15 protein-coding genes are annotated in these 18,825 nt (G+C 70.6%); 10 read left to right on the top strand and 5 right to left on the bottom strand.

What is annotated here, in order from left to right:
• Positions 1-322: 322 nt before the first annotated feature.
• Positions 323-1,159 (top strand): HAD family hydrolase, encoded by an 837-nt coding sequence (locus tag ACIP5W_RS24385; protein ID WP_401477317.1) that lies wholly within the window; start codon positions 323-325, stop codon positions 1,157-1,159.
• A 388-nt stretch (positions 1,160-1,547) separates the two neighbouring features.
• On the opposite strand, the gene ACIP5W_RS24380 is transcribed toward ACIP5W_RS24385, so the two are convergent.
• A complete protein-coding gene (locus tag ACIP5W_RS24380; RefSeq protein ID WP_401477314.1) occupies positions 1,548-2,372 on the bottom strand; it encodes an oxidoreductase in 825 nt (274 codons plus the stop codon).
• 101 nt (positions 2,373-2,473) lie between these two features.
• Here ACIP5W_RS24380 and ACIP5W_RS24375 point away from each other — a divergent pair, with 101 nt between their 5' ends.
• Positions 2,474-3,454 (top strand): ATP-binding protein, encoded by a 981-nt coding sequence (locus ACIP5W_RS24375; protein WP_401477311.1) that lies wholly within the window; start codon positions 2,474-2,476, stop codon positions 3,452-3,454.
• Positions 3,455-3,502: 48 nt separating this feature from the next.
• Here ACIP5W_RS24375 and ACIP5W_RS24370 read toward each other — a convergent pair whose 3' ends face one another.
• The gene (locus ACIP5W_RS24370) at positions 3,503-4,783 is read right to left on the bottom strand and encodes a hypothetical protein (RefSeq protein ID WP_401477308.1); all 1,281 of its coding nucleotides are present in this window, start codon (positions 4,781-4,783) and stop codon (positions 3,503-3,505) included.
• Positions 4,784-5,047: 264 nt separating this feature from the next.
• On the opposite strand from ACIP5W_RS24370, the gene ACIP5W_RS24365 reads away from it, so the two are divergent.
• The 6 genes from ACIP5W_RS24365 (at position 5,048) to ACIP5W_RS24340 (ending at position 13,548) form a co-directional block, all read left to right on the top strand.
• The gene (locus ACIP5W_RS24365; RefSeq protein WP_401477305.1) at positions 5,048-7,726 is read left to right on the top strand and encodes a SulP family inorganic anion transporter; all 2,679 of its coding nucleotides are present in this window, start codon (positions 5,048-5,050) and stop codon (positions 7,724-7,726) included.
• A gap of 375 nt (positions 7,727-8,101) precedes the next feature.
• Positions 8,102-10,102, top strand: coding sequence for an acetate--CoA ligase (gene acs / locus ACIP5W_RS24360; protein ID WP_401477302.1), 2,001 nt, complete (start codon positions 8,102-8,104; stop codon positions 10,100-10,102).
• Positions 10,103-10,270: 168 nt separating this feature from the next.
• Positions 10,271-11,722: a Na+/H+ antiporter NhaA gene (nhaA, locus tag ACIP5W_RS24355; protein ID WP_401477299.1), complete on the top strand. Its 1,452-nt coding sequence runs from the start codon at positions 10,271-10,273 to the stop codon at positions 11,720-11,722.
• An 80-nt stretch (positions 11,723-11,802) separates the two neighbouring features.
• Positions 11,803-12,291, top strand: a complete 489-nt coding sequence (locus ACIP5W_RS24350; RefSeq protein WP_401477296.1) for a phage holin family protein — start codon at positions 11,803-11,805, stop codon at positions 12,289-12,291.
• Positions 12,288-13,238 carry an alpha/beta fold hydrolase gene (locus tag ACIP5W_RS24345; protein WP_401477293.1) on the top strand — a complete coding sequence of 317 codons (951 nt, stop codon included), beginning with the start codon at positions 12,288-12,290 and terminating at the stop codon, positions 13,236-13,238. The genes ACIP5W_RS24350 and ACIP5W_RS24345 overlap by 4 nt, the downstream gene beginning before the upstream one ends.
• Before the next feature lie 127 nt (positions 13,239-13,365).
• On the top strand, positions 13,366-13,548 hold the full coding sequence (locus ACIP5W_RS24340) for a hypothetical protein (protein ID WP_401477290.1): 183 nt from the start codon (positions 13,366-13,368) through the stop codon (positions 13,546-13,548).
• 168 nt (positions 13,549-13,716) lie between these two features.
• Here the strand turns inward: ACIP5W_RS24340 and ACIP5W_RS24335 are convergent, their stop codons facing one another.
• The 3 genes from ACIP5W_RS24335 to nth form a co-directional block, all read right to left on the bottom strand.
• Complete coding sequence (locus tag ACIP5W_RS24335; protein WP_401477287.1) at positions 13,717-14,916, bottom strand: MarP family serine protease; 1,200 nt, start codon at positions 14,914-14,916, stop codon at positions 13,717-13,719.
• 93 nt (positions 14,917-15,009) lie between these two features.
• Positions 15,010-15,705 carry an NUDIX hydrolase gene (locus tag ACIP5W_RS24330; RefSeq protein WP_401477284.1) on the bottom strand — a complete coding sequence of 232 codons (696 nt, stop codon included), beginning with the start codon at positions 15,703-15,705 and terminating at the stop codon, positions 15,010-15,012.
• An 82-nt stretch (positions 15,706-15,787) separates the two neighbouring features.
• The gene (gene nth, locus ACIP5W_RS24325) at positions 15,788-16,690 is read right to left on the bottom strand and encodes an endonuclease III (RefSeq protein WP_401477281.1); all 903 of its coding nucleotides are present in this window, start codon (positions 16,688-16,690) and stop codon (positions 15,788-15,790) included.
• A 320-nt stretch (positions 16,691-17,010) separates the two neighbouring features.
• Between nth and ACIP5W_RS24320 the strand changes: the two genes are divergently transcribed.
• Both ACIP5W_RS24320 and ACIP5W_RS24315 read left to right on the top strand, forming a co-directional pair.
• Positions 17,011-17,685, top strand: coding sequence for a Crp/Fnr family transcriptional regulator (locus ACIP5W_RS24320; protein ID WP_020129286.1), 675 nt, complete (start codon positions 17,011-17,013; stop codon positions 17,683-17,685).
• Between the two features lie 199 nt (positions 17,686-17,884).
• Positions 17,885-18,700 (top strand): nucleotidyltransferase domain-containing protein, encoded by an 816-nt coding sequence (locus tag ACIP5W_RS24315; RefSeq protein ID WP_401477278.1) that lies wholly within the window; start codon positions 17,885-17,887, stop codon positions 18,698-18,700.
• Positions 18,701-18,825 lie beyond the last annotated feature (125 nt).

The following is an 18,825-nucleotide window of genomic DNA, read 5'->3' as shown; positions in this document are numbered from 1 at the left end:
CGGTGAGCGCTGTACGCCCTGTGTACGACGCGCACAGAGCAGCCCGACGGCTACGGAGAGTGACGAATTGTGGACGTGCTGAAGAGGCGATCTCTGTCGCTTCGGTGCGGGAACAGATCCGCACAGGGAGGGGAAAACCCGTCCGGACATGCGACGACCCCCGCCGGGGGGGAGAGCGGGGGTCGTCTCCACGGCCGACTCGGGGGGGGGAGGAGTCGGGCCGGGTTAGCACGGTCGCGAACGATCCGTGACTTCCATGGTGTACCCGAGAGCCTTCTCAGGCAAACCCACACGCCGACCTTACGCCGAATGAGCTGCCCCTATGCTCAAGGATGTGGAAAACCACTCCTTGCCCCGTACAGCGGCCTTCTTTGACCTGGACAAGACGGTCATTGCGAAGTCGAGCACACTCACCTTCAGCAAGTCCTTCTACCAGGGCGGGCTGATCAACCGCAGGGCGGCCTTGCGTACCGCATATGCGCAGTTCGTCTTCCTCGTCGGCGGTATGGACCACGACCAGATGGAGCGGACTCGCGAGTACCTCTCCGCGATGGTCCGCGGCTGGAACGTCCGACAGGTGAAGGAGATCGTCGCCGAGACCCTTCACGATCTGATCGACCCGCTCATCTATGACGAGGCGGCCTCTCTGATCGAGCAGCACCACACCGCCGGCCGCGACGTCGTGATCGTGTCCACATCGGGCGCGGAAGTGGTCGAGCCGATCGGCGAACTGCTCGGCGCGGACCGCGTGGTGGCCACCAGGATGGTCGTGGGCGAGGACGGCTGCTTCACCGGGGAGGTGGAGTACTACGCGTACGGCCCGACCAAGGCCGAGGCCGTCCGGGAACTGGCGGAGTCCGAGGGCTACGACCTCGCGCGTTGTTATGCCTACAGCGACTCGGTGACCGATCTGCCGATGCTGGAGGCGGTCGGTCATCCGCACGCTGTGAATCCGGACCGTGCGCTGCGCCGTGAGGCCGTCGCGCGCGGGTGGCCGATCCTGGACTTCCACCGGCCGGTGCGACTCAAGCAGCGGATTCCGGGGTTCTCCGTCCCGCCCCGTCCGGCGCTCGTCGCGGTGGCGGCGATAGGAGCCGCGGCGGCCACGGCGGGTCTGGTCTGGTACGCCAGCCGACGGCGGGCGGCGGCGACCGCCTGAGCCGCGATCACGCACGACCCCCCATGCCCGATTACCACGTGTTTGAGAGTAAAAGTAAAGAACGGACGCCAGCACTTCCGCTTGCCGGGGTCCTGGAGTACAAAGGAACCAACGGCCCGCGAGACCAAGGACATCCGAGAGGATCACCTCAATACCGCATTTGGCCCCACGGACCGAAGCATGAACGCCGGGCACCCACGCGACGTCGACCCGTCGATTACGGGCCAGCCGCACCAGGTGACGGGCGAGGTTCCCGACCTGATGGGCACATATCGAGGACGCTTGGTAACCCGGTGAACATGCCAGCGGCGGTACGAGACCTCGTACCGCCGCAACTCTTTTCCGGGTTCTTCCGGGATTCCCGGCTCCCGCGGGGGCGCCTTACCCGTTACGCCGCCCCGCGCTGAAGCGCCTCGCACACCGCTGTCGACTCGCGGGCCCCCAGTTCCACCGCTCTGCCGCAGTGGGCGATCCAGGCCGCCATGCCTTCCGGGGTGCCGGAGACATAGCCGTCGAGGGCCGCGAGGTAGGCCGCCCGGCCCAGTTCCGCATGGCCCACCTCGGCGGGGCAGACCGACTTGGGGTCGAGGCCGCTGCCGATCAGCACGATGCGCTCGGCGGCGCGTGCCACCAGGCCGTTGTGCGAGACGAAGGGCCGCAGGGCGAGAAGCTCGCCGTGGACGACGGCGGCGGTGACCAGAGCGGGCGCGGAACTCCCCGCGAGGATCAGCTCGGACAGCCCCTCCAACCGGCCGGAGACCTCGTCCGCACTCGGCAGGGGCAGCTCGATCAGCGGCTCGGCGACCGCCTCGTCCGACCGCCTCGGCCGCCCCACCTCGTCGCCGCCGGTCGCCGCGGCGACCAGGTGCAGCCGCGCCAGCACCCGCAAGGGCGACTGCCGCCAGATGGACAGCAACTGGCCCGCCTCGGCGGTCAGCCGCAGCGCCGCGCCGACGACCCGTGCCTCGTCGTCGGCTCCGAAGTCGCTGCGCCGACGGACCTCCTCCAGGGCCCAGTCCGCCCCGGACAGCGCCGCCGAGCCGCGGGAGCCGCGCAGGGCGGCCTCGGAGGTGATCGCCGTGCTGCGTCGTCGCATGATGCGGTGCCCGTAGACGCGGTCCACGGCTTTGCGCACGGTCTCGACGGAGTCGGCCACCCCGGGCAGCGATCCCAGGGCTGCGAGCGGATCGGCGGTAGCGCCTGTCGTACTCATGAGTACGACACTACGCAACGGAGGCGCGGACCCCACGAAGGAGTGGTCTTCTTCACGTGGGCACGCGACGCAGTGCGTACGCGGCACTACTCTTGGTGAACATGAAAATTGCTTTCGTCGGGAAGGGCGGCAGCGGCAAGACCACGCTGTCCTCCCTCTTCGTCCGTCATCTCGCAGCCGGTGGCGCGCCGGTGATCGCGGTCGACGCGGACATCAACCAGCACCTGGGCGCCGCACTCGGGCTCGACGAGGCGGCGGCCGCGGCACTGCCCGCGATGGGGGACCGGCTGCCGCTGATCAAGGACTATCTGCGCGGCTCCAACCCCCGCATCGCCTCCGCCGAGACGATGATCAAGACGACCCCGCCCGGCGAGGGTTCGCGGCTGCTGCGGGTGTCGGAGGACAACCCGGTGTACGACGCGTGCGCCCGGCCGGTGGAACTCGACGGCGGTGCCGTCCGTTTGATGGTCACGGGCCCCTTCACGGACGCCGACCTGGGGGTCGCCTGCTACCACTCCAAGACGGGGGCGGTGGAGCTGTGCCTGAACCACCTGGTGGACGGCCGCGACGAGTACGTGGTCGTCGACATGACGGCGGGCTCGGACTCCTTCGCGTCCGGTATGTTCACCCGTTTCGACATCACGTTCCTCGTCGCCGAGCCGACCCGGAAGGGGATCTCCGTCTATCGCCAGTACAAGGAGTACGCCCGTGACTTCGGCGTCGGGCTGAGGGTCGTGGGCAACAAGGTCCAGGGCCAGGACGACCTCGACTTCCTCCGCGCCGAGGTCGGGGACGACCTGCTCGTGACGGTCGGCCACTCGGACTGGGTGCGCGCCATGGAGAAGGGCCGGCCGCCCCGGTTCGACGCCCTGGAGGACGCCAACCGCCGCGCCCTGGAGCTGCTGCGGACGACCGCCGACTCGGCGTACGAGCGACGCGACTGGGGGCGCTACACGCGCCAGATGGTGCACTTCCATCTGAAGAACGCCCAGTCGTGGGGGAACGAGCGGACGGGGGCCGACCTGGCTGCGCAGATCGACCCCGGCTTCGTCCTCGGAGAGAGCCTGACCGCCTCGGTGTGACGGTCGCGCGGGCCGGCCCGCGCGACCCCCACCGCCTGCGACCGACCGCTACCGCTTGACCGCCGGTGCCCCGGGCACGCCCTTCGGGGCCGGAGCGGGACTGCCGGAGAGGAAGGACGCCCAGCCCTGCTTCGGGGCCTCGCCGACTCCGAGGCCGCGCAGCTTGGCAAGGGTCTGCGGGTCCTGGGCGTCCAGCCAGTCCGCGAGCTGCCGGAAGGAGACGCAACGCACCTCTTCCTTGGTGCACACGTTCTCCACGACCTCCTCGACGGCTCGCATGTACGTCCCGCCGTTCCAGGACTCGAAGTGGTTTCCGATGATCAGCGGCGCGCGATTGCCGTCGTAGGCCCGCTGGAAACCCCTGAGCAGGCCGTCACGCATCTGGTCGCCCCAGTACTCGTGCTTGGCGGGGTCTCCCTGGGTGGCGGTACCGGACTGGTTGACCATGAAGTTGTAGTCCATGGTGAGCTGCTCGAAGGAGTGGCCGGGGAAGGGCACGAGCTGCATGGACAGATCCCACAGGCCCTCCTTCTTGCCGGGCCAGACCTGGTTGTTGACGCCGCTGGTGTCGTAGCGGAAGCCCAGCTCCCGGCCGGCCTTGCGGAAGTTCTCCTGTCCTTCGAGACAGGGTGTGCGGGCGCCGATGAGTTCCTTGTCGTAGTCGAAGGGCAGCGGGGCCGCCTTCGCCATGCCGGTGTTGGTCTTCCAGGTCTTGACGAACTGCTTGGCCTGGGCGATCTCCTCCTTCCACTCCTCGACCGACCACTCGCCGACACCGCCGTCCTTGCCGCAGAAGTGGCCGTTGAAGTGGGTGCCGATCTCGTTGCCCTCCAGCCACGCCAGGCGGAGCTGCTTCACGGTGTCGGCGATGCCCTGCTCGTCGTTGAAGCCGATGTCGGAGCGGCCCGGCGAGTGCTGGGGCGGCCTGTAGAGGTCGCGTTTGTGCTCCGGCAGTACGTACACACCGCTGAGGAAATAGGTCATGGTGGCGTTGTTCTCCTTGGCCACCTTGCGGAAGTGGGAGAACAGCCGCTGACTGTCCTCGCCCGCGCCGTCCCACGAGAAGACGACGAACTGCGGCGGCTTCTGCCCCGGCTTGAGGCGCTCCGGTCTGGGCAGATGGGGCTGGGCCCCGGTGAACGCGGTGGAGCCGTCGCCGATGAGGCGGACGGCGCTCCCGGGTGCGGGGGCGGCCGGCTTCGCCTTCTGGGGCCCCGACACCCCTCTTTCAGAACCGTGGGAACCCCCGGTTCCCGTAGCGCAGCCGGCGAGCGACGCGACCGCCGCGGCGATCACGGCGCCCGCGGCGATCCTCTGGGTGGCGGCCATCTTCCGCCCACCTTCTTCCTTCTCCAGGGCCAACAACGGCGCCGTCAACGTCGCACGAGGCCCGAGAAGGAATTAATACGACAAGCCGACAAAATGCCCGGTTCGCTCATCCGGGTGATCGATTGACCTATTTGCCCGAAAAATACATGCTTAGCCTTTACTCTGCATTACGATTCGTTTACTGATAGTTGATCCATCCCGCCGCTGTACGCCGTGACCCACGGCCGCAAATGCGACCGCGCAGCCCCGGAGGAGACGGGAAACATGTCAGCCTGCATCCCCACTCGTACGCCGGACTCGCCACAGACCGAGCGAGTCCACCCGCCCCACAGCCCCCCGCCCGCACCGCACCGCCGCTTCCACATGGCGGGCGCCGACGTATCCGCCGCGATCGCGGTCTTCCTCATCGCCCTGCCCCTGTCCCTGGGCATCGCCCTGGCCACCGGCGCACCCCTCCAGGCGGGCCTGGTCGCCGCCGCCGTCGGCGGGCTCGTCGCCGGACGGTTCGGCGGCTCGCCCCTCCAGGTCAGCGGGCCCGCCGCCGGCCTGACCGTCGTCACCGCCGACCTCATCCACCGCTACGGCTGGCGGACCACCTGCGCCATCACCGTCCTGGCCGGCCTCGCCCAACTCGGCCTCGGCTGCCTGCGCGTGGCACGCAGCGCGCTCGCCGTCAGCCCCGCCATCGTGCACGGCATGCTCGCGGGCATCGGTGTCACCATCGCCGTCGCCCAGCTGCACATCGTCCTCGGCGGAAGCCCGCAGAGCTCCGTACTCGACAATCTGAGCTCCCTGCCCGCCCAGTTGCTCGACCTGCACCCGGCCGCGGTGGCGGTCAGCGTTCTCACGCTGGCCCTGCTGCTGCTCTGGCCGCGCCTGCCCGGCCGCCTGGGCGGTCTGCTGCGCAAGGTGCCCGCCGCGCTGGTCGCCGTCACCGGGGCCACCGCGACCGCCGCGTTCGCCGGGCTCACCCAGCCCCGGGTCGAGCTGCCGTCCTGGAGCAGCCATGCCCTGGCGGGGATGCCGGAAGGGCCGGTGCTCGGACTCGTCGCCGCCGTCCTCACCATCACACTGGTGTGCAGCGTGCAGTCGCTGCTCGGTGCGGTCGCCGTGGACAAGCTGATCGCCGCCCGCCCCGGCCTGCCCGCCCTGGTCGGCCGCTCCGACCTCGACCGCGAACTGCTGGGCCAGGGTGCCGCCAATCTGGTCTCCGGCGCACTGGGCGGACTGCCCGTCGCGGGCGTGGCGGTACGCAGTTCCGCGAATGTGCACGCCGGTGCCGTCAGCCGGAACTCCACCATGCTGCACGGCGTTCTCGTAGTAGTCGCCGCGCTGCTGATGGTCCCGGTCCTGGAGCTGATCCCGCTCGCCTCGCTCGCAGCCCTGGTCATGGCCGTCGGCATCCAGATGGTGTCCCTGCACCACATCCGCACGGTGACCCGCCACCGAGAGGTGCCGGTGTACGCCATCACCACCCTGGGCGTGGTGTTCCTCGGCGTCCTGCAGGGCGTCACTCTGGGGATCGCCGTGGCCGTCGGCGTCTCCATGCACCGTCTCGCCCGCACCCGCATCACCCACGACGAGAAGGAAGGAACCCATCACGTACATGTACGAGGACAGTTGACGTTCCTGGCGGTACCACGCCTCAGCCGCGCCTTGCATCACGTGCCCCAAGGCGCTCGTGTGACCGTCGAGTTGGACGGCTCCTTCATGGATCACGCGGCGTACGAGACACTGCAGGACTGGCAGAGAACGCACACCGCGCAGGGCGGCTTCGTCGAGCTGACCGGCCGCCGCTCCGGCGCGGGGGCCGTCGGTTCAGGCTCCGGCTCCGATTCCGGCGGCGAGGGCGACGACCCTGCCGTCCCGCCCGTCGGAGCTGCCGTCTCAGCCGGCACGGCGGACAGTCCGCTCACCGGCTGTCGCTGCCGTCCCTGGACACCCTGGCGCAACCATCAGTGCGACGGCCCGATGTCGGCACCGCCGCCCGGTGCCCACGCCACGGAGCACCAGGAGGCCCTGTCGAAGGAGCCGTCCGGCGAAGAACCGGACGAACGGACCGGCACGCTCCCCACGGAGTTCGCGGAGTCCACCCGGTCGGCCGCCGCGAGCGGGCTCGCCAGGTCCGCCGCGCCACCGGCACTCACCGAGCCGACCGGACAGGCCGAGCAGACCCCACACACCCAGCGGGTCGAACGGGCCGAACAGGCCGGCCCCGCCGAGCGGGCCGAGCATGTCCAGGCCCTCGGCGCCGCCGGCTCCCGGCCCAGTGCACGTCAGCTTCTCCGCGGGATCAGCGCGTTCCAGCGGAACACCGCACCGCTGGTGCGGGGCGAGCTGGCACGGCTGGCCCGGGAAGGGCAGCAGCCGTCCCAGCTGTTCCTCACCTGCGCCGACTCGCGGCTGGTCACGTCGATGATCACCTCCAGTGGTCCCGGCGACCTGTTCGTGGTGCGCAATGTGGGCAACCTCGTGCCACCGCCCGGCGAGGAGAGCGGGGACGACTCGGTGGCAGCCGCGATCGAGTACGCGGTGGACGTGCTGAAGGTGCGGTCCATCACGGTCTGCGGGCACTCCGGTTGCGGGGCCATGCAAGCGCTGCTCGACGCCGAACCGGGTGACGCGCAGACACCGTTGCAGCGGTGGCTGCGGCACGGGCTGCCCAGCCTGGAGCGGATGGCCGACGCCGGCCGGCCCGGGGCGCGGCTGGCCGGACGGGCGACAGCCGACGCGGTCGAGCAACTGTGCCTGACCAATGTGGTCGAGCAGTTGGACCATCTGCGGGGCCATGAGTCGGTGGCGCGGTCGCTGCGGGCCGGTGAGCTCGAGCTGCACGGGATGTACTTCCACGTGGGCGAAGCACAGGCGTACCTGCTCGGTGAGGACCGCGCGGGCGGGCGCGAGGTGTTCGACCATGTGGGGGTGGCGGATCTGAGCGCGTGAGCGACCGGGCGGGGCGGGCCGGCTGCGCCGCACGGCGGTCGGCCCGCCCCACCCACTCCTCGCAAGCCCACCCACTCCTCGCAAGCCCGCCCCGCATCGCCCGGCTCACGCTCCCTCGGTGCCCGCGCACCGGCCCCATCCACCTGCGGGCTCCCCCAGCCTTATCACCTCACCACGCCTCCCCTCTTCGGCCCGCCTCCCGCCTCCCGCCTCCCGCGAGTGTGAAAGCCGTTACATCCCATGAACTCCGTCCGGTCGGGGTCCGTGGGTACGGATGACTCGGAGCGACAGAAAGGGAGCCGCACCACACGGCCCCGACAGGTCTAAACCAATTTTCTGTCGACTCTTGTCACCGGCTCCCGGGTCTGATGAGCTGTGGCCTGGGACACAACGGACACCCTTGGAAAGGGAGATGTCGTGAGCAACGAAAGCCTGGCCAACCTGCTCAAGGAAGAGCGCAGGTTCGAGCCGCCCGCCGACCTGGCCGCCGACGCCAATGTCACGGCGGAGGCGTACGAGCAGGCCAAGGCTGACAGGCTCGGCTTCTGGGCCGAGCAGGCCCGCAGGCTGACCTGGGCCAAGGAGCCGACGGAGACACTGGACTGGTCGAACCCGCCGTTCGCCAAGTGGTTCAAGGACGGCGAGCTCAACGTCGCGTACAACTGCGTCGACCGGCACGTGGAGGCCGGGCACGGCGACCGGGTGGCGATCCACTTCGAGGGCGAGCCGGGCGACAGCCGCGCCATCACCTACGCCCAGCTCAAGGACGAGGTCTCCAAGGCCGCCAACGCCCTGCTGGAGCTGGGCGTGCGCAAGGGCGACCGGGTCGCCGTCTACATGCCGATGATCCCCGAGACGGCCGTCGCGATGCTGGCGTGCGCCCGGATCGGTGCCGCGCACTCGGTGGTCTTCGGCGGCTTCTCGGCGGACGCGCTCGCCACCCGCATCCAGGACGCCGACGCCCGGGTCGTCATCACCTCCGACGGCGGGTACCGGCGCGGCAAGCCCTCCGCCCTGAAGCCGGCCGTCGACGACGCCGTCGCGCGCGTGGACAACGTCGAGCACGTCCTCGTGGTGCGGCGCACCGGCCAGGAGGTCGCCTTCACCGAGGGCCGTGACGTGTGGTGGCACGAGATCGTCGAGCGGCAGTCGGCCGAGCACACCCCGGAGGCGTTCGAGGCCGAGCACCCGCTGTTCATTCTGTACACCTCAGGTACGACGGGTAAGCCGAAGGGCATCCTGCACACCTCCGGCGGCTACCTCACCCAGACGGCGTACACCCACCACGCCGTGTTCGACCTCAAGCCCGAGACCGACGTGTACTGGTGCACCGCCGACGTCGGCTGGGTCACCGGCCACTCCTACATCGTGTACGGGCCGCTGGCGAACGGCGCGACGCAGGTCATGTACGAGGGCACCCCGGACACCCCGCACCAGGGCCGGTTCTGGGAGATCGTGCAGAAGTACGGGGTGACGATCCTGTACACGGCACCGACCGCGATCCGTACGTTCATGAAGTGGGGTGACGACATCCCCGCGAAGTTCGACCTCTCCAGCCTGCGGGTCCTGGGGTCGGTGGGCGAGCCGATCAACCCCGAAGCGTGGATCTGGTACCGCAAGCACATCGGCGCGGACCGCACACCCGTCGTCGACACCTGGTGGCAGACCGAGACCGGCGCGATGATGATCTCGCCGCTGCCGGGGGTCACCGCGACCAAGCCCGGTTCCGCACAACGGCCGCTGCCCGGCATCTCCGCGACCGTCGTCGACGACGAGGCGAACGAGGTGCCGAACGGCGGCGGTGGCTACCTCGTCCTGACCGAGCCGTGGCCGTCGATGCTGCGCACGATCTGGGGCGACGACCAGCGGTTCCTCGACACCTACTGGTCGCGCTTCGAGGGCCGCTACTTCGCGGGCGACGGCGCGAAGAAGGACGACGACGGCGACATCTGGCTGCTCGGCCGGGTCGACGACGTCATGCTCGTCTCCGGCCACAACATCTCCACCACCGAGGTCGAGTCCGCCCTCGTCTCCCACCCGTCCGTCGCCGAGGCCGCCGTGGTCGGTGCCGCCGACGAGACGACCGGGCAGGCCATCGTCGCCTTCGTGATCCTGCGCGGCACCGCGAACGCCGACGACGAGAGCCTCGTCGCCGAACTGCGAGGCCACGTCGGCGCCACCCTCGGCCCGATCGCCAAACCCAAGCGGATCCTGCCGGTGGCCGAACTGCCCAAGACCCGCTCCGGCAAGATCATGCGCCGCCTGCTGCGCGACGTCGCCGAGAACCGGCAGCTCGGTGACGTGACCACGCTCACCGACTCCACCGTCATGGACCTCATCCAGACCAACCTGCCGACCGCGAGCAGCGAGGACTGAGCACAGCTGTCCTGGGCACCCGGCGCACTGGTGCGCCGGGTGCCCAGGACGCGCCTACCGTGGGAGTCACCGGAATGCTCCGGGCTCACTTTAGGTAAACTAAACAAAGGTGAGCCGGGAAGTCTGGTCGGCACGAGTTCCGTGCTGTCCATCCACCGGAGGCCCACCGTGACCGCGCCCCGCGCCGACACCCCCCGCACCACCCCTCCCCGCAAGGTCTTCGGACGCCTGTCCCTGCCCGAGCGGAACTACGTCGCGGACGCGCTGCGCACCGAGACGGTCGGCGGCGTGCTGTTGCTGGTCGCCGCCGTCGCCGCGCTGATCTGGGCGAACATACCCGCGCTGCACGACAGCTACGAGAGCGTCGGTCACTTCCACCTCGGCCCCGGGGCGCTCGGGCTGAACCTGTCGATCGAGCACTGGGCGGCCGACGGACTGCTCGCCGTCTTCTTCTTCGTCGCCGGCATCGAGCTCAAGCGCGAACTCGTCGCCGGTGATCTCAAGGACCCGAAGGCCGCCGCGCTGCCCGTCGTCGCCGCCCTGTGCGGCATGGCCGTACCGGCGCTGGTCTACGTGCTGACCAACCTCACCGGGGGCGGTGCCCTGGACGGCTGGGCCGTGCCCACCGCGACCGACATCGCCTTCGCGCTCGCCGTCCTGGCCGTCATCGGCACTTCCCTGCCCAGTGCCCTGCGGGCCTTCCTGCTCACGCTCGCCGTCGTCGACGACCTGTTCGCGATCCTGATCATCGCCGTCTTCTTCACCGACGGCATCGACTTCGCCGCGCTCGGCGGCGCGGTCGTCGGCCTGGGCCTGTTCTGGCTGCTGCTGCGCAAGGGCGTACGCGGCTGGTACGTGTACGTGCCGCTCGCGCTGGTGATCTGGGCGCTGATGTACAACAGCGGCGTCCACGCCACCATCGCGGGCGTCGCGATGGGCCTGATGCTGCGCTGCACCACCCGTGAGGGCGAGGAGCAATCCCCCGGCGAGCACATCGAACACCTCGTACGCCCGCTGTCGGCCGGCCTGGCGGTTCCGCTGTTCGCCCTGTTCAGCGCGGGGGTGTCGGTCTCCGGCGACGCGCTCGCAGACGTGTTCACCAAGCCGGAGACGCTGGGTGTCGTCCTGGGGCTCGTCGTCGGCAAGGCGGTCGGCATCTTCGGCGGTACCTGGCTGACCGTCCGCTTCACGCGGGCCTCGCTCAGCGAGGACCTCGCCTGGGCGGACGTCTTCGCCGTGGCCTCGCTCGCCGGCATCGGCTTCACCGTCTCGCTGCTGATCGGGGAGCTGGCCTTCGAGGGCGACGCGGTCCTGACCGACGAGGTCAAGGCGGCCGTACTGACGGGCTCACTGATCGCGGCGGTCCTGGCGACCGTCCTGCTGAAGGTGCGCAACGCCAAGTACCGCCGGATGTGCCAGGACGAGGAGCGCGACGACGACCTCGACGGCATCCCGGACGTCTACGAGGAGGACGATCCGGCGTACCACGCGCGCATGGCGGAGATCTACGACCGCAAGGCCGCCGAGCACCGCCGGCTCGCCGCGGAGAAGGCCGCGGCGCGCCACGGGCTTGCCGAAGTGGCGGGCGGGGCGGGCGAGGAGGACGACCGTCCGGCATGATCTGACGGGACGGTACAAAGACGGGACCGCACGCAGTCAGGCAGAAGACGGCGGAACCGTACAAGACGAGGGAGACCGCGATGAGCGCACCCGACGGCAGCCCGGTCGGCGCCGAACGCAGCATCGGCCAGCTGTTCGCCTCCGCGACGACCGAGATGTCGGCGCTGGTGCACGACGAGATCGCGCTGGCGAAGGCCCAGCTCAAGCAGGACGTGAAACGGGGAGCGACGAGCGGTGGCGCGTTCACGGTGGCAGGCGCGATCCTGCTGTTCTCGCTGCCGATGCTGAACTTCGCCCTCGCGTACGGCATCCGTACCTGGAGCGACTGGAATCTCGCGATCTGCTTCCTGCTGTCCTTCGCGGCGAACGTCCTCGTCGCCGTGGTCCTGGCGCTGATCGGCGTCGCCTTCGCCAAGAAGGCCAAGAAGGGCAAGGGCGCACAGAAGGTCGCCGCCTCGGTGAAGGAGTCGGCGGGCGTCCTGCAGAACGCCAAGCCGCACCCGCGGCCCGAGCTGACCCAGGACGGTGGCCGCAAAGCCCTCGAGCCTGTGGCACGCTCGTCGTCATGACGGACCCCGCCACCCCTTCGGCTCAGCCCGCCTCGGTCGTACGGCCCGAGTTCGTCGGCGAGACCAAGGTGACCCACCGGGAGGTCGCCGCCAACGGCGCGCGCTTCCACATCGCCGAGCTGGGCGACGGCCCGCTCGTGATGCTCGTGCACGGCTTCCCCCAGTTCTGGTGGACGTGGCGGCACCAGCTGACCGCGCTGGCCGACGCCGGCTTCCGGGCCGTCGCCATGGACCTGCGGGGCGTGGGCGGCAGCGACCGTACGCCCCGCGGCTACGACCCGGCCAACCTCGCCCTCGACATCACCGGCGTGATCCGCTCCCTCGGCGAACCGGACGCCGCGCTGGTCGGCCACGACCTGGGCGGCTATCTGGCATGGACCGCGGCGGTCATGCGCCCCAAGCTCGTACGACGGCTCGCGGTCGTTTCGATGCCGCACCCGAGGCGCTGGCGCTCCGCAATGCTCGCCGACGTCCGGCAGACCACGGCCGGCTCCCACATCTGGGGGTTCCAGCGGCCCTGGATCCCGGAGCGGCAGCTCACCGCCGACGACGGCGAGCTGGTCGGCCGTCTGATCAGGGAGTGGTCCGGGCCCCGGCAGCCGGAGGACGAGGCGATCGAGACGTACCGGCGGGCGATGTGCATCCCCTCCACCGCGCACTGTTCGGTGGAGCCCTACCGGTGGCTGGTGCGGTCGCTGGCCCGGCCGGACGGGATCCAGTTCTACCGGCGCATGAAGCGGCCGGTGCGCGTGCCGACTCTGCATCTGCACGGTTCCCTGGACCCCGTGATGCGCACCCGCAGCGCGGCCGGTTCGGGCGAGTACGTCGAAGCGCCGTACCGGTGGCGGCTGTTCGACGGGCTCGGGCACTTCCCGCACGAAGAGGATCCGGCCGTCTTCTCCACCGAACTGGTCAACTGGCTGAAGGATCCCGAACCCGATCGGTGACCGGATCGTCGCGCCCGGTATCCGGAACTGAACGCGTGTTCCACGAACAGCCAATTGCCCGGCGCATAGGCCAATTGGCGGGCTACCGGGCGGTTATCGACCTTGGGGCCCGGGCAGACGTCGGTGTATGGGCTGGACGCACGACTACAGTGACGCAGTACGCGACCGCCGCTCGGCCGGTGGTCTTGACTCCCACCAACGAGGCAGCGGCCCGCAGTTGCAGGGCAACGACCTCCGGGTGGGCATTCCGCGCATCCTTCGCCGCCGGGCCCGCTGGGTCTCGGTACGCCTGCGTCACCCGCGCGACTGACGCTCTCGCGCGGTCCTCTTCCCGGGACGGGTCCCCCGGTGACGAACCGCTGTTTCCCACAGTGCCGAACCGCTGCCTCCGACAGGGCGTGGTGGGGGGGGGGGGGGGGCCCCCCCCCCCCCCCGCGGGGGCGGGGGGGGGGGGGCCCGCCCCCCCCCCCCCCCCACGTCAGAGGGCGCAGTTGTCGCTGTCCACCTGCTGGTTGGCGGCGCGTCCACGGGCGATGTCCTGCCGGATCTCGTCCGCGGTGAGCGCGTAGCCGGTGTCGGCGTCGTCGAGGGACTTGGCGAAGACCACGCCGTAGACCTTGCCTTCGGGCGTGAGCAGCGGTCCGCCGGAGTTGCCCTGACGGACCGTCGCGTACAGCGAGTAGACGTCGCGGCGGACGGTGCCGCGGTGGTAGATGTCCGGGCCGTTGGCCGTGATGCGGCCCCGCACGCGCGCCGCGCGGACGTCGTACGAGCCGTTCTCCGGGAAGCCGGCGACGATCGCGCCGTCCCCGCTCGCCGCGTCCCCGGTGGTGAACTGCAGCACGGGCGCGTCGAGATCGGGTACGTCGAGGACGGCGATGTCGCGCTTCCAGTCGTACAGCACGACCGTGGCGTCGTACTTGCGGCCCTCGCCGCCTATCTGGACGGTCGGCTCGTCGACGCCGCCCACGACGTGCGCGTTGGTCATGACGCGGCGCTCGCCGAAGACGAAGCCGGTGCCCTCCAGGACCTTGCCGCAGCTCTCCGCGGTGCCCACGACCTTGACGATGGAGCGCTGCGCGCGGACCGCCACGGCGCTGTTCGCCAGGGCCGGGTCGGGCGGCTGGACGTCGGTGATCGGCTCGTTGGCGAACGGGCTGAAGACCTGCGGGAAGCCGTTCTGGGCGAGGACGGAGGAGAAGTCGGCGAACCAGGTGTCGGCCTGGGCGGGCAGCGCCTCGGACACGCCGTGCAGCACCGTGGAGCTACGGACCTCCTTGCCCAGCGTGGGCAGCGTCGTACCGGCCAGGGCGGACCCGATAAGCCAGGCCACCAGCAGCATCGCGACGACATTGACCAGGGCGCCGCCGGTCGCGTCCAGCGCGCGGGCCGGGGACCAGGTGATGTAGCGGCGCAGCTTGTTGCCCAGGTGGGTGGTGAGGGCCTGCCCGACGGACGCGCAGACGATGACGACGACCACGGCGACGACGGCGGCCGTCGTGCTCACCTCGGAGTTGTCCGTCAGCCAGTCCCAGATGACCGGCAGCAGGTAGACGGCGACGAGACCGCCGCCCAGGAAACCGATCACCGACAGGATGCCGACGACGAAGCCCTGGCGGTAGCCGACGACAGCGAACCAGACGGCCGCGACCAGCAACAGGATGTCCAGCACGTTCACCGTTCAGGCCTCGCCTCTTCGTACCCGGCCACGGCAGGCCGGCCGGGGTCCGGAGGGTCGCCCCCCGGGTAACACAGCACGGACGACACCCTGTCATGACCGCCAGTCGAGTGGCACCAGCTTCTCGCGGTCCCAGGGACGCTCCCAGCCCGCGTAGTGCAGGAGGCGGTCGATCACACCGGCGGTGAAGCCCCACACAAGGGCGGATTCGACCAGGAATGCCGGGCCTCGGTGGCCGCTGGGGTGGTACGCCGTGGCGCGGTTGGCGGGATCCGTGAGATCCGCCACGGGGACCGTGAACACGCGGGCGGTCTCGTTCGGATCGACCACCGCGACCGGGCTCGGCTCGCGCCACCAGCCCAGCACGGGGGTCACGACGAACTCGCTGACCGGGATGTACAGCTTGGGCAGCACACCGAACAACTGGACGCCTGCCGGATCGAGGCCGGTCTCTTCCTCGGCCTCGCGCAGGGCGGCCCGCAGCGGGCCGTCACCGTGCGGATCGCCGTCCTGCGGGTCGAGGGCGCCGCCGGGGAAGGACGGCTGCCCGGCGTGCGAGCGCAGTGAGCTGGCCCGCTCCATGAGCAGCAGCTCGGGGCCGCGCTCGCCGTCACCGAAGAGGATGAGGACCGCCGACTGCCGCCCGCCTCCGTCCTTGGGGGGCAGGAAGCGGCTCAGCTGGAGCGGCTGCACCGTCTGCACGGCGTCCACCACCGGCCCCAGCCAGGCCGGCAGCCCCTCCTTGCTGAGGGTCACCGCCCCGCCCTGTGTGTCACTCGCGCGCGCCATCACCGCACCACCCCCCGGTTCTGCCCGGTCCAACGCCCGAGGGGGCGCGGATCGTTCCGGTTCGGCGGGGTCCCACCCTGCCTCATCCGGCCCCCAGCGGGGGAGCGGGGCGGCCGCCCGCGTCCAGGTAGGCCTGGGGCGGGTTCAGCCGTTGGCCGGGGAAGCCGCCCTTCTCGTACTTCAGGAGCTTCTTCGCCTTTTCCGGGTCCGTCTCCCCCTCGCCGTACGCCGGGCAGAGCGGCGCGATGGGGCAGGCGCCGCAGGCGGGCTTGCGGGCGTGGCAGATGCGGCGGCCGTGGAAGATCACGTGGTGCGAGAGCATCGTCCACTCGCTCTTGGGGAAGAGGGAGCCGACGGCGGTCTCGATCTTGTCCGGCTCGCTCTCCTCGGTCCACCGCCAGCGCCGTACCAGCCGCTGGAAGTGCGTGTCCACGGTGATCCCCGGTCGGCCGAACGCGTTGCCCAGCACCACGAAGGCGGTCTTGCGGCCGACGCCGGGCAGCTTCACCAGGTCCTCCAGACGGCCGGGAACCTCTCCGTCGAACTGCTCGACCAGGGCCTTGGAGAGCCCTATCACCGACCTGGTCTTGGCGCGGAAGAAGCCGGTCGGACGCAGGATCTCCTCGACTTCCTCCGGGTCGGCGGCGGCCAGGTCCTCGGGGGTGGGGTACTTCGCGAAGAGGCCGGGGGTGGTCTGGTTGACCCGGAGGTCGGTGGTCTGGGCCGACAGGACGGTGGCGACCACGAGTTGGAAGGGGTTCTCGAAGTCCAGCTCGGGGTGGGCGTAGGGGTAGACCTCGGCGAGCTCACGGTTGATGCGGCGGGCGCGGCGGACCAGGGCGGTGCGGGACTCGCTCCTGGAAGGCCCGGGCGACTTGGGCGGCTTCGACGGTGCCGCGGCTGTCTCTGCGGTCGCGGCAGTCTCTGTCGTCCTGGCGGCGGCCGCCTTCTTCCCCGCCGCCTTCTTCGCGGCCGCTTTCTTCACGGTTTCCGCCCTCTTCCCGTCACCGCCGGAGCCCTGTTCGCCCACAGCGGAATCGCGACGTCCAACCACCCACCCAGCCCCCTTGGCCTGTGTTCTCACCGGCTGTTCGGACACCCGGCCAGCCTAAAGCCCGACACCGACATCCGCCCCGGGCCCTGAAGATCAGCCCCCAATTGGACCCCTGACGCTTACCCCAGGACACCTGTGCGGCATCCTTGTGACAGATCACACTGTTTGGACCGCCCGGCAAAATGGGGAACACGGACCCCTGGCACACGGGGGAGCAAGATCCCCTGAGCAGGTCGACAAGGAGAGAACTCGTGGACGACGTCCTCCGGCGCAACCCGCTCTTCGCGGCACTCGACGACGAGCAGGCCGCGGAGCTCCGCGCCTCCATGAGCGAGGTGACGCTCGCCCGTGGCGACTCCCTGTTCCACGAGGGAGACCCCGGCGACCGGCTCTACGTCGTCACCGAGGGCAAGGTCAAGCTCCACCGCACGTCACCGGACGGCCGCGAGAACATGCTGGCCGTGGTCGGCCCCAGCGAACTGATCGGCGAGCTGTCGCTCTTCGACCCGGGCCCGCGGACGGCGACCGCCACCGCGCTGACCGAGGTCAAGCTGCTCGGCCTCGGCCACGGCGACCTCCAGCCCTGGCTGAACGCCCGCCCCGAGGTGGCCACCGCGCTTCTGCGCGCCGTCGCCCGGCGCCTGCGCAAGACCAACGACGCCATGTCCGACCTGGTCTTCTCCGATGTTCCCGGCCGCGTCGCGCGCGCCCTGCTGGACCTGTCCCGCCGCTTCGGCGTGCAGTCCGAGGAAGGCATCCACGTCGTCCACGACCTCACGCAGGAGGAGCTGGCCCAACTGGTCGGCGCGTCCCGCGAGACCGTGAACAAGGCGCTGGCCGACTTCGCGCAGCGCGGGTGGCTCCGCCTGGAGGCTCGGGCGGTCATCCTGCTGGACGTGGAACGACTGGCCAAGCGGTCCCGCTGACCGCCGGGTCCGGCCGACGGCGTGTCCGTGTGGGCCACCGTCGGCGGGCCCGGGCTGTCGGTGTGAGCGTTGCCGGGAGGGGCCCGTCCCCGGACCCCGTGCGCCGGGCGGCCTCGGTCCCGTGCGCCGGGGCGGCCCTGCCCTCGGCGTAGGTGAAAAAGGTGAGGCCGGTCGCCGCCTCCCGCAGCACAGTGGCCCCATGAGCGACATCCGTCCAGGTCTGGACGCCCAGGGGTTCATCGCACGCGAAGGTTCCCTCGCGCGCGTGCAGCACGTCTTCCGTCCCGTCGTCGCCGCGGCACGGGACCGGTTGCCGCACCTGTTCGGGGAGCGGCTGCACAGCGCGTATCTGTACGGGTCGGTTCCCCGTGGCACCGCGCGCGTGGGGCGAAGCGACCTCGACCTCCTGGTCGCGCTGCACGAGGAACCCACCGGGGCGGACCGGGCAGGCGTCCGCTCCCTCGGCGAGGCCCTCGACCGGGAGTACCCGCAGATCGACGGGGCCGGCACGCTGCTCCACGGCCGCGCCCGGCTGCTGAGCGACGCCGAGCGGTACGACCTGGGCTGGTTCGTGGCGTGCCTGTGCACGCCGCTGCTGGGCGAGGACCTGGCCGGGCACCTGCCCCGCTACCGGCCCACGTCCCTGCTCGCACGGGAGACCAACGGTGACCTCGCGCTGCTCCTCCCGCGCTGGCGCGCGCGCATCGCCGAGGCGGACGACACCGACGCGGCCCGGCTGCCACTGGTCCGGTTCATGTCCCGGCACCTCGTGCGCACCGCCTTCACCCTGGTCATGCCCCGCTGGAACGGCTGGACCAGCGACCTGCACGAGATGGCGGAGGCCTTCGCCGCGTACCACCCCGCGCGCGCGGAACAGCTCCGCGCGGCGGCCGTACGCGGATACGAGCCGACCGGGGACGCCGGCGTGCTGCGGGGGTACGTCGAGGATCTCGGGCCCTGGCTGGCGGACACGTACGCGCGCGTGCACGGCGTGAAGGCACCGAGGCCGGACTGACGGGGTGCTAGTGCTGTGGCCGGAAAGGTCTGCCGGAAAGCTCGCGGCGTCCGGTGCGGTGCATCGCAAGGCGGAGCATTGCCCGCGTACCGGATGTACTCGGGTGATGCGACAACGCGGCGGTG

This window comes from Streptomyces sp. NPDC088766 (assembly GCF_044750845.1).
In the GTDB taxonomy this organism is placed as follows: domain Bacteria; phylum Actinomycetota; class Actinomycetes; order Streptomycetales; family Streptomycetaceae; genus Streptomyces.
The sequence above is the reverse complement of the archived record's forward strand: the minus strand, read 5'-3'. Positions and strand labels throughout refer to the sequence as shown.

Coding starts and splice junctions, on each gene's coding strand:
- ACIP5W_RS24385 (WP_401477317.1), top strand. CDS start 323: ATGCTCAAGGATGTGGAAAACCACTCCTTGCCCCGTACAGCGGCCTTC.
- ACIP5W_RS24380 (WP_401477314.1), bottom strand. CDS start 2,372: ATGAGTACGACAGGCGCTACCGCCGATCCGCTCGCAGCCCTGGGATCG.
- ACIP5W_RS24375 (WP_401477311.1), top strand. CDS start 2,474: ATGAAAATTGCTTTCGTCGGGAAGGGCGGCAGCGGCAAGACCACGCTG.
- ACIP5W_RS24370 (WP_401477308.1), bottom strand. CDS start 4,783: ATGGCCGCCACCCAGAGGATCGCCGCGGGCGCCGTGATCGCCGCGGCG.
- ACIP5W_RS24365 (WP_401477305.1), top strand. CDS start 5,048: ATGTCAGCCTGCATCCCCACTCGTACGCCGGACTCGCCACAGACCGAG.
- ACIP5W_RS24350 (WP_401477296.1), top strand. CDS start 11,803: ATGAGCGCACCCGACGGCAGCCCGGTCGGCGCCGAACGCAGCATCGGC.
- ACIP5W_RS24345 (WP_401477293.1), top strand. CDS start 12,288: ATGACGGACCCCGCCACCCCTTCGGCTCAGCCCGCCTCGGTCGTACGG.
- ACIP5W_RS24340 (WP_401477290.1), top strand. CDS start 13,366: ATGGGCTGGACGCACGACTACAGTGACGCAGTACGCGACCGCCGCTCG.
- ACIP5W_RS24330 (WP_401477284.1), bottom strand. CDS start 15,705: ATGGCGCGCGCGAGTGACACACAGGGCGGGGCGGTGACCCTCAGCAAG.
- ACIP5W_RS24315 (WP_401477278.1), top strand. CDS start 17,885: ATGAGCGACATCCGTCCAGGTCTGGACGCCCAGGGGTTCATCGCACGC.